The sequence below is a fragment of the Arsukibacterium sp. genome, from assembly GCF_036735525.1.
Lineage (GTDB): Bacteria > Pseudomonadota > Gammaproteobacteria > Enterobacterales > Alteromonadaceae > Alishewanella.
Genome location: NZ_DAINOE010000118.1, coordinates 4,761 through 6,014 on the forward strand (window position 1 = coordinate 4,761; position 1,254 = coordinate 6,014).

Sequence of the window (1,254 nt, forward strand, 5' to 3'; positions counted from 1 at the left end):
ACTGAAGTAGTACGCTATTGTTAGCCTGCTTGCAGGCAAATTTTAGCTAAACAGAGCAGTAACGGTTTTCAGATTAGCGCCTGATATAGCAAACAATCTCTGATGTTGCCTGCTTGCTTTTCAACATATACTTTTCCGTTAAAGCCTTTCGTGTTAGTTGCAGTTCTGAGGCTTCGCTGTCGCTTAACAGTTGTGCCAGTTGTTGTTGTTTGTGTGCAACCGAACCCGCAATAAAATCTTCATCCGCTACCAAGGTTTCACCACGTAGCTCGCGGTATTTTTCGATATCGTACTGATAGTAAATAATCGGCTTGCCGGTAAGCATAAAGTCATAAGCGATTGACGAATAATCCGAGATCAGAACTTTAGCTTCCGCCAGCCACGGGTAAACATTTTTACCACTGGGATACAGGTAAATATGAGGTAGCCCGGGTAATGACTGTAGACTATTCAAATTATCCAATTGCATAGCGGCTGCAAATTTTCTTGAGATAAAGGGGTGGAACTTCAGCACAAAGCTCACTCTTTGTGTTTGGCACCAGGCATTCAGATCCTCTAAATCAAGTGGATAATCGTTATCGCCCCAATCCCGATAGGTTGGTGCATAAACTATGATATCGCCGGTATCCTGCAGTACTTTATGCAGCAGTGACAGCGGTTCGGCGTTAATCCAATCTCTTTGCTCAGCCGGCTGCGAAAAGGCATCATTGCGTGGATAACCCAATGCCAGATAGTGCTTGGCGCGGAAAATTTTCGGAAAAACATGTTGGTTAAACCAATCAGAACTAGAGATAAAAGCTTCATCGCAAATATGCGGGTAGTGAATATTGCCGCTTAATGCCTTATAGGGCAGGCCATGCCACAGTTGAATAACCGGTATATAGCGGCGCAGCAGGCTGAAAACTTGCCCGGTATATTCATGATCGACAACCAGTTTTTTTGCCCGCAGGCAGCGCCATAAGCTATGACATGACAGGCCTTGCAGTACGTGATTGTCGCTGTCGAGCTCGAAGATTTTCTGCTTCAATTTACGACCTAAAAGCCAGACTTCTTCAGGGTGTTGTTTGCGATGTTCACGGTATGCCAACAACACATTACTGTCGAAAAAATCTTCGGCATAGTATAGGTAGCCTGAAGAAGGGATAAGGTGACGTAACATCTGAAAAAGCAGCTGTAGTAGGCCTGTTGTTGCCCGACGTAACCTGTATGACAATGGTAAAGAGTAAGGCTGAAAGCTGTTATCAGCATTAATTG

Annotated in this window: 1 protein-coding gene; it reads right to left on the minus strand. The window is 44.5% G+C overall.

Features of this window, described 5'->3' with window-relative positions; all coding sequences use genetic code 11:
* Positions 1–73: 73 nt before the first annotated feature.
* Positions 74–1,254 (minus strand): CDP-glycerol glycerophosphotransferase family protein (locus V7D78_RS15615; RefSeq protein WP_333609388.1); only part of this gene is annotated, 1,181 nt, incomplete at its 5' end.